16 protein-coding genes and 1 other RNA gene are annotated in these 16,899 nt (G+C 67.6%); 9 read left to right on the forward strand and 8 right to left on the reverse strand.

Features of this window, described 5'->3' with window-relative positions:
- Positions 1-20: 20 nt before the first annotated feature.
- The 3 genes from rnpB to B0920_RS13540 all read right to left on the reverse strand — a co-directional run bounded on the left by rnpB (position 21) and on the right by B0920_RS13540 (position 1,395).
- Positions 21-359: RNase P RNA component class A (gene rnpB, locus B0920_RS13530), an RNA gene on the reverse strand.
- Between the two features lie 81 nt (positions 360-440).
- Positions 441-989, reverse strand: a complete 549-nt coding sequence (locus B0920_RS13535) for a hypothetical protein (RefSeq protein WP_078032996.1) — start codon at positions 987-989, stop codon at positions 441-443.
- Between the two features lie 22 nt (positions 990-1,011).
- Entirely contained in the window at positions 1,012-1,395 is a 384-nt protein-coding gene (locus B0920_RS13540) for a hypothetical protein (protein ID WP_078032997.1), read from the reverse strand.
- Positions 1,396-1,646: 251 nt separating this feature from the next.
- On the opposite strand from B0920_RS13540, the gene B0920_RS13545 reads away from it, so the two are divergent.
- Positions 1,647-3,350 (forward strand): thiamine pyrophosphate-binding protein, encoded by a 1,704-nt coding sequence (locus B0920_RS13545; protein ID WP_078032998.1) that lies wholly within the window; start codon positions 1,647-1,649, stop codon positions 3,348-3,350.
- Between the two features lie 36 nt (positions 3,351-3,386).
- Here B0920_RS13545 and B0920_RS13550 read toward each other — a convergent pair whose 3' ends face one another.
- The gene (locus B0920_RS13550) at positions 3,387-3,605 is read right to left on the reverse strand and encodes a hypothetical protein (protein ID WP_078032999.1); all 219 of its coding nucleotides are present in this window, start codon (positions 3,603-3,605) and stop codon (positions 3,387-3,389) included.
- Positions 3,606-3,845: 240 nt separating this feature from the next.
- Between B0920_RS13550 and ftsY the strand changes: the two genes are divergently transcribed.
- From ftsY to arfB, 5 genes are all read left to right on the forward strand, one after another.
- Positions 3,846-4,943 (forward strand): signal recognition particle-docking protein FtsY, encoded by a 1,098-nt coding sequence (ftsY, locus tag B0920_RS13555; RefSeq protein ID WP_078033000.1) that lies wholly within the window; start codon positions 3,846-3,848, stop codon positions 4,941-4,943.
- Positions 4,944-4,951: 8 nt separating this feature from the next.
- Positions 4,952-5,611, forward strand: a complete 660-nt coding sequence (locus B0920_RS13560; RefSeq protein ID WP_078033001.1) for a cell division ATP-binding protein FtsE — start codon at positions 4,952-4,954, stop codon at positions 5,609-5,611.
- Positions 5,608-6,537, forward strand: coding sequence for a permease-like cell division protein FtsX (ftsX, locus tag B0920_RS13565; protein ID WP_078033002.1), 930 nt, complete (start codon positions 5,608-5,610; stop codon positions 6,535-6,537). Before B0920_RS13560 ends, ftsX begins: the two co-directional genes overlap by 4 nt.
- Positions 6,538-7,018: 481 nt before the next feature.
- Positions 7,019-7,909 (forward strand): RNA polymerase sigma factor RpoH, encoded by an 891-nt coding sequence (gene rpoH, locus B0920_RS13570; RefSeq protein ID WP_078033003.1) that lies wholly within the window; start codon positions 7,019-7,021, stop codon positions 7,907-7,909.
- 52 nt (positions 7,910-7,961) lie between these two features.
- Positions 7,962-8,360: an alternative ribosome rescue aminoacyl-tRNA hydrolase ArfB gene (arfB, locus tag B0920_RS13575; protein ID WP_078033004.1), complete on the forward strand. Its 399-nt coding sequence runs from the start codon at positions 7,962-7,964 to the stop codon at positions 8,358-8,360.
- Positions 8,361-8,444: 84 nt separating this feature from the next.
- Here arfB and B0920_RS13580 read toward each other — a convergent pair whose 3' ends face one another.
- Positions 8,445-8,921: a 3'-5' exoribonuclease gene (locus B0920_RS13580; protein ID WP_078033005.1), complete on the reverse strand. Its 477-nt coding sequence runs from the start codon at positions 8,919-8,921 to the stop codon at positions 8,445-8,447.
- A 168-nt stretch (positions 8,922-9,089) separates the two neighbouring features.
- Here B0920_RS13580 and yghU point away from each other — a divergent pair, with 168 nt between their 5' ends.
- Positions 9,090-9,929, forward strand: a complete 840-nt coding sequence (yghU, locus tag B0920_RS13585; protein ID WP_078033006.1) for a glutathione-dependent disulfide-bond oxidoreductase — start codon at positions 9,090-9,092, stop codon at positions 9,927-9,929.
- Positions 9,930-9,936: 7 nt separating this feature from the next.
- Here yghU and B0920_RS13590 read toward each other — a convergent pair whose 3' ends face one another.
- The 3 genes from B0920_RS13590 to pstS all read right to left on the reverse strand — a co-directional run bounded on the left by B0920_RS13590 (position 9,937) and on the right by pstS (position 14,453).
- On the reverse strand, positions 9,937-12,636 hold the full coding sequence (locus B0920_RS13590; RefSeq protein ID WP_078033007.1) for an EAL domain-containing protein: 2,700 nt from the start codon (positions 12,634-12,636) through the stop codon (positions 9,937-9,939).
- An 86-nt stretch (positions 12,637-12,722) separates the two neighbouring features.
- The gene (locus tag B0920_RS13595; RefSeq protein ID WP_078033008.1) at positions 12,723-13,367 is read right to left on the reverse strand and encodes a response regulator transcription factor; all 645 of its coding nucleotides are present in this window, start codon (positions 13,365-13,367) and stop codon (positions 12,723-12,725) included.
- 57 nt (positions 13,368-13,424) lie between these two features.
- On the reverse strand, positions 13,425-14,453 hold the full coding sequence (gene pstS / locus B0920_RS13600; RefSeq protein ID WP_078033009.1) for a phosphate ABC transporter substrate-binding protein PstS: 1,029 nt from the start codon (positions 14,451-14,453) through the stop codon (positions 13,425-13,427).
- A 166-nt stretch (positions 14,454-14,619) separates the two neighbouring features.
- On the opposite strand from pstS, the gene B0920_RS13605 reads away from it, so the two are divergent.
- Complete coding sequence (locus B0920_RS13605; protein ID WP_078033010.1) at positions 14,620-15,021, forward strand: hypothetical protein; 402 nt, start codon at positions 14,620-14,622, stop codon at positions 15,019-15,021.
- Between the two features lie 23 nt (positions 15,022-15,044).
- Positions 15,045-16,787: a gamma-glutamyltransferase gene (gene ggt / locus B0920_RS13610; RefSeq protein ID WP_078033011.1), complete on the forward strand. Its 1,743-nt coding sequence runs from the start codon at positions 15,045-15,047 to the stop codon at positions 16,785-16,787.
- Positions 16,788-16,899: the final 112 nt, after the last annotated feature.

A 16,899-nucleotide genomic window follows, 5' to 3' on the forward strand; every position in this document is an offset into this window, starting at 1 on the left:
TCCTGCGCTGGAAAGAATTCAAGTAAAGCAGGCCGATAGGCCGGATTCTGTGTAGTGGTCTCCCTTGCGGGACGCCCCTATGACAGCCATTCCTCTAGGCGCTGGATTACTCCAGCGCTCAAGCTTCCTACCCGCACGCTCCGCGAGCAACATCAACGCGTGCCTATTTGGAATTGCTCCAGGTGGAGGTTACCGCGTTTCACCGTAACTGAATACGCTCGTCTCTGTGGCCCTATTCCTCGCCTTATACCTTGCGGCTTTCAGCGGACGGCCGTTAACCGTCACCCCGCTCTGTGGAGTCCGGACCTTCCTCCCGCCATCGCCCGGGGGCGATGACCAGCGACTGTCTGGCCTGCTTCACCCCACCATTGTACCCGCTGCCGCCCTTCAAGGGGGAATTGCTGCACCGAACCGGGCGCAGCGGATGCACCGGGGCTGGATCAGTTCATGGCGACCTGGTCGACCTTGAGGGCGAACAGTTCTTCGATCAGCTTGGTGATGTTGACCCGCACCGCGCCCTCGTTGGCGATGCGCAGGCGCTCGGTGCCGGCGAAGGCCGCGTCGAAGGACGCCGTGTAGGGCAAGGACACGCGGCGGTTCAGCACTTCCTTGCCGGTGGCGCGCTCGACCAGCGAGTAGCTGGCGGTGACGGTCACGGTCATGTTGAAGCCGGCCATCGGCTGGTCGACCTTTTCCAGGTGCGCGACCAGGGTGTACTTGCCGGCCTGCTTGCCGGCCGACAGCAGGCCCGCATCGCGCAGCGATGCCTCCAGCGCCTGCTCGAATTCGCCGTTGCCGACATTCGACACCCACATCGGATTGGTTTCCTTGCCACCGGTGACGTCGCGCACCGCCACGTTGTCGCGCAGCGGGGTCTTGACGATGCGCTGGGCCGGCGACGCGCTCGCGGTCATCTGCTCGATGCGGGCCGGGGATGCGCAACCCGCCAGGAGGATTGCGATGGCGAGGGCGGTCAGACTCTTTTTCATGCTTGGCTTTCTTTCTTATGGTTTATACAGCGGGGGAAACGGGCGTGCCCACGATGCCGGGGCATTTCTTGAGGATGGCGGATTGCTGGACCGCGTCGTACTCGCCGCGCAGGCGGGCATAGTCGGCTTCCTGCTGCTTGGTGCCGCCCAGCGCGAACAGCGCCGGCCAGAACAGCACGATGCCCACGCCGGCGATCGTCTTGTCGTTCGAGGCGGCCGCGTCCAGGCGGCCGCTGAGCTGCATCACGCGCGCCTGGATGCGCTGCGATTCGCTGGCCAGCTGTTCGCAATCGTAGCCCTGGTATTGCATGGGCGAGACATAGGCGGCAGCAATGTCTTTCGACGCCGTGGCGCAGCCGCCGAGGGCGATGCTGGCGCCCAGCACGAGGCTCATCGTCTTTTTCATGTGATTATCGTCATCCCTATGTGGTTGTTGTGCCAATCAAACCTCGGCACTGGACTATATGTTTTAGGAAATTTTCGTGTCAATGAATAAAGACTTGATGCAGAAAAGCTATCCTTTAAGCATGGATAGTGTCGGCTTTCGGTGACGCAGCGCTCACGAAGAACTGAAATTTGATGTCGCCATTTCAAAAGCCGCTATGGATGGGCTTCATTAGAATTGCCCGGATGCCAAACCAACAAGGACGATCCCTCATGACGCACCCTTCCCGTACCGGCGGCCAGATCCTGGTCGATGCGCTCCACATCCACGGCGTGGACACCGCCTTCGGCGTGCCGGGCGAAAGCTACCTCGACGTGCTGGACGCCCTGCACGATTCGCAGATCCGCTTCGTGATCAACCGCCAGGAAGGGGGCGCGGCATTCATGGCGGAGGCCTACGCCAAGCTGACCGGCAAGCCCGGGATCTGCTTCGTCACGCGCGGGCCGGGCGCGACCAACGCTTCGATCGGGGTGCACACCGCCTACCAGGATTCGACCCCGATGATCCTGTTCATCGGCCAGGTCGGCAACGACTTCATCGACCGCGAAGCCTTCCAGGAAATCGACTACCGCCGCATGTTCGGCCAGATGGCCAAGTGGGTGGCCCAGATCGACCGCGCCGACCGTATTCCCGAATACCTGGCGCGCGCCTTCCAGGTGGCCACCAGTGGCCGCCCCGGCCCGGTGGTGCTGGCCCTGCCCGAGGACATGCTGGTCTCAACCGCGGCCGTGGCCGACACCCGCCGCTACCAGCCGGTGCAGGGCGCGCCGGCCGCCGCCCAGGTCGCCCAGCTGCGCACCATGCTGGCCGAGAGCCGCCGCCCGCTCGTCCTGCTGGGTGGCAATACCTGGACCGAGGAGGCCTGCGCCGACCTGCGCCGCTTCGCCGAGGCCAACCACCTGCCGGTGGCCTGCACCTTCCGCTTCCAGGACCTGCTGGACAATGCCCACCCGAACTACATCGGCGACGTCGGCATCGGCATCAACCCCAAACTGGCCGCGCGCGTGAAGGAAGCCGACCTGGTGATCGCCCTCGGCCCGCGCCTGGGCGAGATGACCACCAGCGGCTACTCGCTGCTGGCTTCGCCGGTGCCGCGCCAGCGCCTGGTCCACATCCACCCGGACCCGGAAGAACTGGGCAGCGTCTACCAGGGCGAACTGATGATCGCCAGCGGCATGGCGCAGGCCTGCGCCATGCTGGCCGCGATGGAACCGGTCGACGCCGCCGCCTGGCAGGGCACGGTGGCCGAGGCGAAGGCCGAGCTGGCCGCCTACCAGGAACAGCCGCCGATCTTCCGTGAAGGCAATGCGCCGCTGGACCTGTGGCAGGTGGTGCAGGAATTGATGCGCCAGTTGCCGCGCGACGCCATCATCACCAATGGCGCCGGCAACTACGCGTCCTGGGCGCACCGCTTCTACCGCTACGGCGGGCTGCGCACCCAGCTGGCGCCGACCAATGGCGCGATGGGCTATGCGGTGCCGGCCGGGGTCGGCGCCAAGATCGTGCGCCCCGAGCGCACCGTCGTGAGCTTCGCCGGCGACGGCGAATTCATGATGACCGGCCAGGAACTGGCGACCGCCGTGCAGTACGGCGCCGGCGTGGTGATCCTGGTGTTCAACAACGGCATGTTCGGCACCATCCGCATGCACCAGGAACGCGAATACCCGGGCCGCGTCTCGGGCACCGGGCTGCACAATCCGGATTTCGCCGCCCTGGCGCGCGCCTACGGCGGCCACGGCGATGTGGTGGAGAAGACGGAAGATTTCGCGCCGGCCCTGGCGCGCGCACTCGTCTTCGCCAACGAACGCAAGCTGCCCGCGCTGATCGAACTGCGCTACGATGGCGAGCTGATCACGCCGAACGCGACCCTCGAGACCATCCGCAAGAATGCACAGGCCGCCAAGGCCAAGGCCTGATCGCCGCGCCTGGCCCGGCTGGCCAAGCCGGTCGGGTCAGGGGGTCAAGGATGTGGGCGCGTGCTCGAGGCCGAGTTCAGGCGGCAAGGGGATCGGCTTGTCGAAGAAACTGATCGGCTCGCCGGATGGATGGGTCAGGAACAAGGCCACCAAGGCAATGAAGGCCCACACGACCAGGGTACGGAAGGCGCTGGCATTGCCGTCGATGGCATTGTCTCCAAACACCAGGCGCTTAAAAAAGTTGGTAATTTTCACGGTTTTTCCCCGTTGTAATTAGCGGATTCTCTCTCCGATGTCAATGTATATCAGCTGCGTCCGTTTTTCCAGTTCCGCACTGTTGAGCAGCCGGGTTTTTTGACAGATTCACGACATGCTTGCCGGACTTGCGCGGCGCAGCAAAACAGCAGGGAGCCGAATTACTGCTCTGGTAGAATATTCGCTACTTTTTTCATCGCGCCGCTTCGCCGGCGCCGCATGCGGCCCCGCCACCAGACTATGTTTAGTTTCTTCAAAAGAAAAAAAGCGGCCCCGGAAACGCCGGCCCTGCCCGACCTCGCGCCCGAGTCAGTCCCGGTCCCGGTACCGGCCGTCGCGGCCGAGCCCGAGGCTCCTGCCGCCGCGCCCGTCGCGACCGACTTCGCGGACGGCGCCCTGTTCCCCGAAACCGCCGAGCGTCCCACCAGCCCGGCCGAGCAGAAGCAATCCTGGATGGCCCGCCTCAAGGCCGGCCTGTCCAAGACCTCGAGCAACCTGTCTCTGCTCTTCGTCGGCGCGCGAATCGACGAAGACCTGTACGAGGAACTCGAAAGCGCCCTCCTGATGTCGGACGCCGGCATGGACGCCACCCAGCACCTGCTCGACGCCCTGCGCCGCCGCGTCAAGGACGAAAAGCTGCTGGACGCCGCCGCCGTCAAGAACGCGCTCAAGGAATTGATGATCGAGCTGCTGCAGCCCCTGCAGAAGCCGCTCGAGCTCGGCCGCCACGAGCCGCTGGTGATGATGATTTCCGGCGTCAACGGCGCCGGCAAGACCACCACCATCGGCAAGCTGGCCAAGCACATGCAGCGCTTCGACCAGTCGGTGCTGCTGGCCGCCGGCGACACCTTCCGCGCCGCCGCCCGCGAGCAGCTGATGGTCTGGGGACAGCGCAACAACGTCACCGTGATCTCCCAGGCTTCGGGCGATCCGGCCGCGGTCGCCTTCGACGCGGTGCAGTCGGGCAAGGCGCGCGGCGTCGACGTGGTGATGGTCGACACCGCCGGCCGCCTGCCGACCCAGCTGCACCTGATGGAAGAACTCAAGAAGATCAAGCGCGTCATCGGCAAGGGCATGGAGAGCGCCCCCCACGAGACCCTGCTGGTGATCGACGGCAATACCGGCCAGAACGCCCTGGCCCAGGTCAAGGCCTTCGACGACGCCCTGCAGCTCACCGGCCTGATCGTCACCAAGCTGGACGGCACCGCCAAGGGTGGCGTGCTGGCGGCGATCGCGCGCACCCGCCCGATCCCGGTGTACTTCATCGGCGTGGGCGAGAAGCTCGACGACCTGCAGCCCTTCAACGCGGAAGAATTCGTCGAAGCGCTGCTCGGCTGAAGGTACCCATGATTGCATTCCAGTCTGTTTCCAAGCAGTACACGCACGAGGCCTATGCGCTGCGCGACGTCACCCTCGACATCGCCAAGGGTGAGCTGGTCTACCTGGCCGGCCCCTCGGGCGCCGGCAAGTCGACCCTGATGAAGATGGTGGCCGCGGTCGAGCGGCCCAGCAGCGGCAAGGTGCTGGTCAACGGCCAGGACATCGGCCGCATCAACAAGGCCGGCATCCCCTTCCTGCGCCGCAACCTGGGCCTGATCTTCCAGCACCAGCGCCTGCTCAACGACCGCCACATCCTGGCCAACGTGATGCTGCCCCTGCTCGTCACCGGCGCCCCGCGCGGCCAGGCCGAGGGGCGCGCCCGCGCCGCCCTCGACAAGGTCGGCCTGCTGGATCGCGCCAAGGCCATGCCGCTCGAACTCTCGGGCGGCGAGCAGCAGCGGGTGGCGGTGGCGCGCGCCATCGTCAACCGCCCGCAGATCATCCTGGCCGACGAGCCGACCGCCAACCTCGACCGCGTCGCGGCCGAGCGCGTGATCGACGCCCTGCACGCCTTCCACCTGGCCGGCGTCACCTGCGTGATCTCGACCCACGACGAACAGGTGCTGGACGCGGCCGGCCGCGTGATCCGACTCGAGCATGGCCAGGTGGTGGAGGGCGCGGCATGAGCCCCTGGTTCCGCCAACACGGCTTCGCCCTCGGGGCCGCCCTGGGCACGGTGCGCAAGTCGCCCGGCAGCTTCCTGTTCAACGTGCTGGTCGTGGCCCTGGCCCTGACCCTGCCCTTCGCCGGCATCACCCTGCTCGACAACGTGCGGCCGCTGTCCGAGCAGCTCTCGGTCGATCCCGAGATCAGCGTCTTCGTCAAGGCCGAGACCCCGCGCGAGCAGGCCCAGGCGCTGGCGCCCCGGATCCGCGCCATCCTCGGCGGCGATGCAGCCGCCAGGACCAGCGTCGCCTTCGTCCCGCGCGAGGACGCCCTGGCCTCGCTCAAGGAGCGCAGCGAACTGGGCGAGGTGATCGACACCCTGGGCGAGAATCCCTTGCCCGACAGCTATGTATTGAAGCTGGATGGCTATACCAGCGCCAGCGCGGCCAGCAAGGTCGACTCCATCGTCGAGCAATTGCGCGCGCTGCCGGGCGTGGACGCGGTGCAGGTCGATTCGAGCTGGGTCAAGCGTCTGGCGGCCCTGCTGGGCGTGCTGCGCCTGGCCCTGCTGCTGCTGGCCGTGACCCTGGGCATCGTGGTGATCGCGGTGGTGTTCAATACCATCCGCCTGCAGGTGCTGACCCAGAAGGAGGAAATCGCCGTGTCCAAGCTGCTGGGCGCGACCGACAACTTCATCCACCGCCCCTTCTATTACACCGGGGCCCTGCTCGGCCTGGGCGCCGGCGCGGTGGCGCTGGGCGTGGTGGCGGCCGCCCTGCTGCCGCTGAACGAAGCGATCCTGGCCTTCGCCCGCCTGTACGGCTCGAACTTCCAGCTCCTGCCGCTGGGCGCGCTGGAAGTGGCGGGCCTGCTGGCCATCAGCGCCGGGCTGGGGCTGATCGGCGCCATGCTCTCGGTACGCCGCCACCTGGCGCGCGTGCGCTAGGCATCGTCACCACCCCGTGGCGGCGGAAGATTTCCGTCTCCACGGGGGCTTGAAATCCCGACATTCGGCCATAATCTTATGGCTTAGCCGGTCCTCCCTACGCAATCGCGCGGAATCGTCCTACAGGCCGCGCCTTGTCTGCGTGCGCCATCCAACAGAGGAAGTGGTCTTCCCCCCGTAAGCTGTCCCTAAGGCGGTTTTCCAGCTCCTTGTACGCCACACTTGAGTTGAATCAAGCATTTAGCGGGCCTCTGCTCTACAGTGGAAGCGTCCACGAAAATGATGCCTTGCGGCAATACTTTGGCACGACTTAAGCGCCCACGGGGTTTCTAGCACTCACCTCGGGAGAGTGCTAATATATGAGCTAAGGAAAGACCAATCAAGGTCAAGCATCCGGTAACAAGCGGTAACAGCCGTGTCACTGAGCAGTAAATGGTGGCAGATTGGGATGCAGCAAGATTTATCGACGAGGGAAATGAATATGTCCGCACAATCCGCATTGGTTCCGGCCGGCAGTCGTGCTCTGGGACTTGGTTTCACCGGCAATCTCGGCAACATCGACGCCTATATCTCGGCCGTCAACCGTCTGCCGATGCTGTCCCACGAGGAAGAGGTCTCGCTGGCGAAGCGGCTGCGGGAAAAGAACGATCTCGACGCCGCGCAAAAGCTGGTGCTCTCGCACCTGCGCCTGGTGGTGTCGATCGCGCGCGGCTACCTGGGCTATGGCCTGCCGCACGCCGACCTCATCCAGGAAGGCAATATCGGTCTGATGAAGGCGGTGAAGCGCTTCGACCCCAACCAGGGCGTGCGTCTGGTGTCCTACGCCATGCACTGGATCAAGGCCGAGATGCATGAATACATCCTGAAGAACTGGCGCCTGGTGAAGGTTGCAACCACCAAGGCCCAGCGCAAGCTGTTCTTCAACCTGCGCAGCAACAAGCAGAGCCTGGACGCCATGTCGCCGGCCCAGGTCGACGAACTGGCGCGCATGCTGGACGTCAAGCGCGAGGAAGTGATCGAGATGGAAACCCGTCTCTCCGGCCGCGACATCGCGCTGGAAGCGCCGACCGACGACGAAGACGACAAGTTCTCGCCGATTGCCTACCTGTCCTCGGACCAGCAGGAACCGACCAAGGTCATCGAGGCCGAGGAAGTGGTGCGCCTGCAGTCCGAAGGCCTGGAGACCGCACTGTCGAAGCTGGACCCGCGTTCGCGCCGCATCGTCGAAGCGCGCTGGCTGGCCAACGACGATGGTTCCGGCGCCACCCTGCACACGCTGGCCGAGGAGTTCGGCGTGTCGGCCGAGCGCATCCGCCAGATCGAATCGGCCGCGCTCAAGAAAATGAAGGGCGCCCTGGCGGCCTACGTCTGAGCCGTCCCCGCCCCGCAGCCCAAAGCCCGCCTCGCGCGGGCTTTCTTTTTCCATGACCGTCACCATCGATCCCGCCGACGTCGAGTTCAGCGCCATCCGCGCCCAGGGCCCGGGCGGCCAGAACGTCAACAAGGTGTCCTGCGCCGTGCACGCGCGCTTCGACATCGCGGCGTCCTCCCTGCCCGAGGCGGTCAAGGCGCGCCTGCTGGCGCTGCGCGACGCCCGCATCACCCAGGAGGGGGTGCTGGTCATCAAGGCCCAGCAGTCGCGCAGCCTGGAGCAAAACAAGCTGGACGCGCTGGCGCGCCTCCAGGCCCTGGTCGACAAGGCGGCCGAGGTGCAGGCGGTGCGCCGCCCTACCCGTCCCACCCGCGCCTCCCAGCGCCGCCGCCTCGAGGCCAAGACGCGCAGCGGCCAGATCAAGGCGCTGCGCGGCAAGGTCAGCGACTGAAGGTGCGCCCGGCACACGCCGGCGCCGGCTGACGCATCGGCGCTGCCCGACCACGTCGGCGGCGCAGCCCCCGCCCAACCGGCTTCAGGACGCGCGCCGCGTCAGGCGCCGGCGGTAATCCGGGCGATAGGCGTAACGGTTGGCGCGCGCATCGTGCAGCGCGTGGTGGACCGGCGCCTCGTGCTGCGCGAAGTAGCGCTCGATCAGGGTCTCGTCCAGCTTGCGGTAGACGTTGCTGGACGCCAGTGGCGCCGGCATGTCGCCCAGCAGTTCGCGCAGCAGCACCAGGTCGTGCGGGTAGTCGTAGGCGATGCAGGGCGCGTCGATGCCGGCCAGGAAGGCGCGCACGGCCTGCGCGACCTCGGCCCGCGCGCCGCGCACCGCCCCGGGCGTGCGCCCGAGCAGCGGCTCCACCACCGCGCGCACGAAGTCGCTCGACAGCGCCCTGTCGTAGTCGCCCAACTCGGCATACAGTTCGCGCCCGTCTTCCGCCACCAGGGCGAGGCTGATCAGATCCTTGTTGGAAAAATCGGTGAATTCGGTGTCGATGAAGACGAGCATGCGGTGGCGGCGGTGTGGGGCGATCCCGCCATTATGCACGGACCGGCCCGCTGCCGGCTGAATGGAGCGGCGTCCGGCAGGCTTTCGCGGCTGGGGCTACAATCCTCCTCCACCCGTCTGGGTCGCCGCCCGCTGCCGGCCGCGGCGCCCGCGCATCAAGGAGAAAGCATGGCCGAACAATCGCCCTACGTCCCGCCGAAGGTCTGGACTCCCGCCGCGTCCGGCGGCACCTTCGCCAGCATCAACCGCCCGGTCGCCGGGCCCACCCACGACAAGGAACTGCCGGTCGGCGCGCATCCGCTGCAGCTGTATTCGCTGGGCACGCCCAACGGCGTCAAGGTCACCATCCTGCTCGAGGAGCTGCTGGCCCTGGGCCACGCCGGCGCCGAGTACGACGCCTGGCTGATCAGGATCCAGGACGGCGACCAGTTCTCGAGCGGCTTCGTGGGCGTGAACCCGAATTCCAAGATCCCCGCCCTGCTCGACCGCAGCGGCGCCGAGCCGGTGCGGGTGTTCGAGTCCGGTTCCATCCTGGTCTACCTGGCCGAGAAGTTCGGCGCCTTCCTGCCGAAGGCGGGGCCGGCGCGCACCGAGACCCTGAACTGGCTATTCTGGCAGATGGGATCGGCGCCCTTCGTGGGCGGCGGCTTCGGCCACTTCTACGCTTATGCGCCGGAAAAGCTGGAGTATCCGATCAACCGCTACGCGATGGAGACCAAGCGCCAGCTCGACGTGCTGGAGCGCCAGCTTGGCCAGCACCGCTACGTCGCCGGCGAGGACTACAGCATCGCCGACATGGCGATCTGGCCCTGGTATGGCGCCCTGGTGCGCGGCGACCTCTACAACGCGGCCGAATTCCTGTCGGTCCACGACTACCCGAACGTGCAGCGCTGGGCCGGTGAGATCGCGGCGCGACCCGCCGTGGTCCGCGGCCGCAAGGTCAACCGCACCTGGGGCGAAGCCGGCGAAGGCGTGGCCGAGCGCCACGCCGCCTCCGACCTCGACTGAGTCCCCTTCAGTCCTGGGGCGCCGGCGCAAGCGCGACCGCTTCCAACAGGAAGCGCCGGCGCATCATCTCCGCCATCTCGGCGGGCGGCACCGGGCGCGCGATGTAGAAACCCTGCACCTCGTTGCAATCGAGCCCGCGCAGGATCGCCAGCTGCTCGCCGGTCTCCACGCCCTCGGCCACCACCGACATGCCGAGCGCGTGGGCCATCGAGACGATGGCCTGGAAGAACACCTTGCCCTCCTTCGAGCGCGCCAGCTCGGTGGTGAAGGCGCGGTCGACCTTGAGCACGTCCATCTTCAGGCGCTGCAGTTGCGACAGCGAGGAGTAGCCGGTGCCGAAATCGTCCACGTGCAGCTTCACGCCCAGCGCGCGCAGGGCCGCCAGCTCGGCCAGGATGTCGTCCTGGTCGCCCATCATGGCCGACTCGGTGATCTCGACCTCGATCAGGCTGGCCGGCACCGCGTGGCGCGCCAGCGCCGCGCTCAGCTGGCGCTGCACGCCGCCGCGCAGGAACTGCTTGGGCGAGACGTTGATCGAGACCGGCACCAGGGCCACCCCGGCCTCGCGCCAGGCGGCCAGCTGGGCGCAGGCCTTGTCGATCACGGCTTCGCCGATGCGCACAATCAGGCCGGTGCTCTCGGCCAGCGGAATGAAGTCGCCCGGCGGCACCATGCCCAGCTGCGGATGGCGCCAGCGCAGCAGCGCCTCCATGCTCAGCAGCTCGCCGCTGCGCGCATCCACGCGCGGCTGGTAGTGCAGCAGGAACTGGTCGGCCTCGATTGCTTCCAGCAGGTGCTGCTTGAGGCGGGCGCGCGTGTTCAGGCTGTTGGAATAGGCCGGATCGAAGAAACGGTACTGGCCCTTGCCTTCGTTCTTGCCCGCGTACATGGCGATGTCGCTGTGGCGCACCAGGGTCTCGGCGTCCAGCCCGTCGCGCGGGTACATGGCGATGCCGATCGAGGCCCCCACCGCATGCAGCTCGTCCTTGAACAGGAAGGGCACGCCGAAGGCGTCGACGATGCGCGCCGCCACCGAGGCCGCCTGGCGCTCGCCTTCGCAGGGGTGGAGCAGCACCACGAACTCGTCGCCGCCGAAGCGCGCCACCTGGTCGGTCGGGCGCAGCAGCGACAGCAGGCGCTGGGCCGCCGACTTGAGCAGCTGGTCGCCGGTGGCGTGGCCGTGGCTGTCGTTGACGTGCTTGAAGTCGTCCAGGTCGATGAAGAGCAGCGCCAGGCCGGCGTTGTCGTTCCTGGCGCGCGCCAGCGCGGCCGGCATCGCGGCCAGGAAGGCGTGACGGGTGGACAGGCCGGTCAGGCTGTCCTCGTTGGCCAGGCGCTCCAGCTGCACCTCGTGCGCCTTGCGCTCGCTGATGTCCTGCAGGGTCACTGCCAGGCCGTTGCCGACCCGGACCAGGCGCCGCCGCCCCCAGCTGATGTTGAGGCGGTTATCGGCCGGCATCCTGCGGTCGTCTTCGTAGAAGCCCTCTTCCATCGCCTTGCGGTAGGTGCCGAGCAGCTCCTCGCCGAACAGGCCGGCGTCGATGCGCGACAGGCTGGCGCCCACCAGTTCGTCGCGCCGCAGGCCGTAGAAGAAGGCGCCGCGCTCGTTGCAGTCGACGATGCGGAAATCCTCGATCGCGCCGTCGCGCCCGCGCACCGCGGCCGCCATGTAGAAGCCGTCGTTGCCGCTCTCGGTGGCGGTGCGGTAGGCGCGCCTGACCTCGTCCTGCTCGCGTTCGCGCAGCACGGCGCGGCGCGCCAGCACCGCGCCACCCAGGCCCAGCAGGGCCAGGCAGAAACTGGCGACGATGGCGCGGTCGCGGCTCTCGATCCAGTAGGCCTGGGCCCCGGCCTGGGCTTCGTCGCGCGACAGCGCCACCAGGGCCACCAGCGGGTAGACGCTCGAATGGCGCCAGCCCAGCACGCGCGCGCGGCCGTCGCCGAAGCCGTCCCTGCCCTCCACCACGCGCACCCCGCGCTCGCTGGTCCACATCGACCCGCGCCGCGGCAGCACCGCCGCCGCGCGCTCCAGGTAGGCCGCGCCGTCGCTGCGCTGCTCTACCCGCAGCCGCCCCTCGAGGGCGGCCAGCGCCACCACGCCGTCGGCGCCCAGGGTGGACGGGCTGACGAAGGAAGTGAAGTAGCGCGCGTCGACCGCCATCAGCACGATGCCGTCGAATTCGTCCTCGCTGGTGTCCAGGCGCCGCGTGAACAGCACCACGTTCCCTTCGCGCCCGAACTGGGGCGGCGCGGCGCCGACCCGCAGCGCGGTCGAGATGTGGTCGCGGTGCTGGGAAAAATAGCCGCCGCCGGAAAGATCCGCGCCCAGCAGCGCCGGACGGGTCGCGGAGCGCACGATGCCGGCGCGGTCGAGCACCGCCACCACCTGGAAGGCGCTGTCGGTGAACATGCCGTCGCGGCGCAGGTCTTCCAGCAGGCCCGGGTGGCGCGAATGCTCCCAGCTGTACTTCAGCTGCATGGTGATCTGATCCATCTGGCCGACCGAGCGCGTGATGTACTGCTCGTAGGCCTCGGCATAGGCGCCGGCGTCCTTGCGCACCTGGAGCGCGGCGCGCTCCTGCTCGGCGTCGGCACGGAGCACGGTGGCGATCCACAGCGCGGCGCAGGCGAGCAGGGCCAGCAGGGGCCAGACCACGACCAGGAAGCGGTGGCTGCGGATAGAGACGTGGACCGGAAGTTTGCTCATGCGTAGACTGTTATGCGGCTTCAATACAAGTTGCCGCGAGTCTACTAAGCGCAGATGTCATGTTCGTGACATGACTTAGCTTCGTGTCAAGAAGCCGACAGCATGTAGCCGGCGCCGCGCACGGTCTTGATGAGCGACTTGGCCCGTCCCAGCGCCTTGCGCAGCCGCAGCACGTGGACGTCGACCGTGCGCTGGTCCAGGGTGTCGTGGGCTTCCCACAGGTGTTCCAGCAGCTGGGCGCGCGAAAACACCTGGCCCGGGTGGCACAGCAGGAAGCGCAGCAGCCGGTATTCGGCGTGGCGCACCTCGACCTTGTGGCTGCCGACCCTGACGCTGCAGCTGAGCGGGTCCAGCACCAGGCGGCCCGAGCGCAGCAGGCGCGAGGTGTCGGCGTCGCCGGGCGGGGGCTGGGGGATGAATTCGGCGGGCGCCGGCGCGGGTGGCAGGCCGCGTTCGCCCTCGGCGCATTCGGCCGCCAGCAGGATCACGGGACGCTCGCGCAGGCGGCGGTCGCCGCGCAGGCGCGCGAGCAGACGCATGCCGCCTTCCTGGCGCAGCATCGATTCCTGCAGCAGCAGTTCGGGGCGCTCGCGCCCGATGAAGTCCCAGGCCTGCGCCAAACTCGGCACGCTGTGCCAGATCCACTCGTCCTCGTGCAGCGAGAACTTGAGCAGTTCGGCAATCGCCGGCTTGTCGTCGACCACCAGGACGATCGTATTGGCCGTTGTCATGGGGAGCTCAAAGAAAATCCGGCAGCCGCGCTGCCGGATCGTTGGTACTCAGGCGTATCAGTAGATCGCCTTGCCCGATGCGTCTTTCAGGTTGCTCTTCCAGGAGGTCTGGACCAGCTTGACCACCGAGGCCGGCAGCGGGACGTAGTCCAGCTCGGCGGCAGCCGGGGCGCCGTTCTTGAAGGCCCAGTCGAAGAACTTCACGACTTCGGCGCCCTTGTTGGCGTCGGCCTGGCTCTTGTGCATCAGGATGTAGGAGACGCCGGTGATCGGCCAGCTCTGCTTGCCTGCCTGGTCGGTCAGCACCACGCCGAAGCCCGGGGCCTTGGTCCATTCGGCGCTGGCGGCGGCGGCCTTGAAGTTCTCGTCGTCCGGCTGCAGGAAGACGCCGTCCTTGTTCTTCAGCTGGGTGTGCGACAGCTTGTTCTTCTTGGCGTAGGCCCATTCCACGTAGCCGATCGCGCCCTTGATGCGCTGCACGTTGGCGGCCACGCCTTCATTGCCCTTGCCGCCCACGCCCACCGCCCACTTGACGGTGGTGCCGGCGCCGATGCCGCTCTTCCACTCCGGGCTCACCTTCGACAGGTAGTCGGTGAACAGGAAGGAGGTGCCCGAGCTGTCGGCGCGGTGCACGACGGTGATGTCGGCGTCCGGCAGCTTCACGCCCGGGTTCAGGGCGGCGATCGGCTGGGCGTTCCACTTGGTGATCTTGCCCATGTAGATGTCGGCCAGCACCGGACCGGTCAGCTTGAGCTGGCCCGGGGTCACGCCGTCGACGTTGATCACGGCGACCACGCCGCCCATGATCGCGGGGAACTGCATCAGGCCGTCGCTGTCCAGGTCCTCGGCCTTGAGCGGCATGTCGGAGGCGCCGAAGTCGACGGTCTTGGCCTTGATCTGCTTGATGCCGGCGCCCGAACCCACCGACTGGTAGTTCAGGCCGGTGCCGGTGGCTGCCTTGTACGACTCGGCCCACTTGGCGTAGATCGGGTACGGGAAGGTAGCGCCCGCGCCGGTGATGTCGGCGGCGAACGAGGTCGTCATCACGAGTGCTGCGGCTGCGCCGGCGAGGATCTTCTTGATCATTGGCTTCTTATTCCTATTGCTGGTTGTAAGGGAAGTTTTGGACTACGCAGCACAGAATACTTGCCGAATATGACTGGTTTATGACTTGCGTTTGCCTTGGGGCGCGGCCCCGCGCTTGTGGTTTTGCTATCATGGCTGCTCCACTTCCCCACCTGGATGACGACGCATGCGCACTTCCTTCCGTGTCCTGTTTTCCCTGCTGGCCGCGGCGGCCCTGGGCGGCTGCGCCAGCAGCGAACGCCTGCCCGACGCCCGCTACGCCCTCGCCGAGCGCCAGACCCTGCCGCTGGCCGAACGCCTGACCCTCACCTACGAGGGCGCCGAGGACAGCCGCTGCCCCGACAACGCGCGCTGCATGTGGGCCGGCCAGGTGGCTTACCGCTTCACCCTGCGCATCGGCACCGTGGCCCAGGCCTTCTACCTCGTGCCCGGCAAGCCGGGCTACACCAACCCGGCGCTGCGCGGCTCGCGCATCGAGCTCGACCGCGGCCTGGAGCCGCCGCCGCGCGGCATGGCGGAAACCCGGCCGGCGAGCTATCCGGTCAGCATCAACATGTACGGCATGTGAGCCGGCGTCACCGGGAGCCAGGCATGAACGGAATCGCGCTCGCGAGCGGGCTGGTATTGTCCATCGTCATCCACCTGCCGGCGGCCCTGGCGGCGCCGGTGGCCAGCGGCAGCGGCGGCGCGGTCGCCACCATCAGCGCCCAGGCCTCGGAATCGGCCATGCGCATCCTGAACCAGGGCGGCAACGCGGTCGACGCGGCGGTGGCGGCGGCGGCCACCCTGGGGGTCACCGATCCTTTCAGCTGCGGCATCGGCGGCGGCGGCTTCATGCTGATCTACCTGGCCAAGGAGGGCCGGGTGATCACCATCGATCACCGCGAGACGGCGCCGGCCAGCGCCTCGCCCGCCCTGTTCAAGTCCGACGGCAAGGCGATCGATTTCGACGCGGCGGTCGCCAGCGGCGCGGCGGTCGGGGTGCCGGGCACCGTGCGCGGCTGGCACGAGGCCCTGCAGCGCTACGGCAGCATGCAGTTCAAGCAGGTGCTGGCGCCCGCCATCGAGGTCGCCACCAAGGGCTTCAAGCTCAATGAAAATTTCTTTCATTTAACGAGCGGAAATGAAAGGAAATTCCAGCAGTTCGCGCCCACGGCCGCGCTCTATCTGAAGGACGGCAAGGCGCTGCCTGCGGGCACACTCCTGAAGAACCCCGGCATGGCGCGCGCCTACCGCGAGATCGCCTCCGGCGGCGTCAAGGCCTTCTACGAGGGGCCGATCGCGCGCGCCATCGTGGAGGCGGTCAACCAGCCGCCGGTGGCCGCCGGCGCGTCGGTGCGCCCGGGGCGCATGACCCTGGCCGACCTGGCCAACTACGAGGCGCGCATCCGCCGCCCGCTGCACAGCAGCTATCGCGGCTACGAGATCTACGGCATGCCCCTGCCCTCGAGCGGCGGGGCGACCGTGGCCGAAGCCCTCAACATCCTCGAGGGCTTCGAGCTCAAGACCCTGCCGCGCGAGCGCGCCGAACACCTCTACCTGGAAGCCAGCCGGCTGGCCTTCGCCGACCGCGACGCCTACCTGGCCGACCCGGAATACGTGGACGCCCCGCTCCCGGGCCTGCTGTCGAAGGACTACGCGGCCCAGCGCCGCAAGCTGATCGGCGAGCGCGCCGCCGTCAAGGTCGCCGCCGGCGACCCCTACCCCTACCAGGACGACCAGAGCGTGCCGCTGCGCCCGAACCGCGAGCGCCTGCGCCGGGAAAGCGCCCACACCACCCACCTGGCGGTCTCGGACAAGGACGGCAACGTGGTGGCCTACACCTTCACCCTCGAGGACTGGGGCGGCAGCGGCATCGTGGTGCCGGGCTATGGCTTCTTGCTGAACAACGAGATGACCGACTTCGACTTCGAAGGCCCCCACCCCAACGTGCCGGAGGCCGGCAAGCGTCCGCGCTCGAGCATGGCGCCCACCATCGCCCTCAGGAACGGCAAGCCCGCCTTCACCGTCGGCAGCCCAGGCGGCGCCACCATCATCACCACCGTGCTGCAGAGCATCGTCAACTACGTCGACCTCGGCATGCCCATGGACGCGGCGATCGATGCGCCGCGCATCAGCGAGCGCAATGGCGAGGCCAGTTCCGTGGAGCCGGGCTTCGCCGGCAGCGCCCAGGCGCGCGCCCTGGAGGCGCGCGGCCACCGCTGGGACCCCAAGGCCGAGGAGATCGGGGCCGCCAACGCCATCGTGTTCAACCCGGACGGCACCGTCACCGCCGTCAGCGAAGGCAAGCGCCACGGGGTCGGCACCGCTTTGGTGCAAAAGCGCGGCCACTGATATTTGTCGCCAGGCCGGCACGCCGGCGGTTTTTGCCTGGCGACTTGCTCTACACTGTCCCGCGGCGAGGAGGGCCCACCCTCCCGCCGAAAAAACCAACAAAAGAATGGAG

Origin of the sequence: Massilia sp. KIM, assembly GCF_002007115.1 — a bacterium.
In the GTDB taxonomy this organism is placed as follows: domain Bacteria; phylum Pseudomonadota; class Gammaproteobacteria; order Burkholderiales; family Burkholderiaceae_D; genus Telluria.